The organism is Gluconobacter sp. P1D12_c, from assembly GCF_018812105.1.
GTDB lineage: Bacteria > Pseudomonadota > Alphaproteobacteria > Acetobacterales > Acetobacteraceae > Gluconobacter > Gluconobacter oxydans_A.
Map to the genome: position 1 here is coordinate 1 of NZ_JACSIQ010000243.1, position 552 is coordinate 552.

The following is a 552-nucleotide window of genomic DNA, read 5'->3' on the forward strand; positions in this document are numbered from 1 at the left end:
CGCAACCGCAACATGATCGGTATTGATCGGGTCACCGGCCATTCCACTCAGGAGATCACCGGGGCTTTGATCTGGAAACAGGTGAAGTTTCCGCTCTTTCAGATCCCGTATCCTGGGCGCAAATCGATAACCAAAGAAGGGCATCAGCCCGAAAACATGATCCGATGCCCCACCCGTGTCGGTATAATGCTCTTCAATGGAAAGCCCGTTGGCATGATACAGCAGCCCATCCAGAACATAGGGTGCTTCACCGGCCGTCGCCGCAATCACCCGGGTCGAAAACGGATCATACTGATCGGAGATGTGGGTGTAGAAACTGACGCCCGGTTCACTGCCATTGCGCGCATTGATATCGCTGATCGCAGCGCCTCTGCCACCTGCATGAAACAATTGACCATCACTTGAGGACGATGTGCCGTCTCCCCAGAGTGACGCCAGGGGCAGCCCCCGCTGGGCTGCAACCATACCGCCAAGGGCTTCGGCGTATCCGGCCTCGCTGATCTGCCAGTCATGCAGATGCGCCAAGTGGCGCAGGGTGGCACCCTGACAGGT

Annotated in this window: 1 protein-coding gene; it reads right to left on the bottom strand. The window is 57.6% G+C overall.

Features of this window, described 5'->3' with window-relative positions; translation table 11 throughout:
• The coding region (locus KP705_RS16550) for a Tn3 family transposase (protein WP_215765042.1) at positions 1–552 on the bottom strand (552 nt) is incomplete at both ends.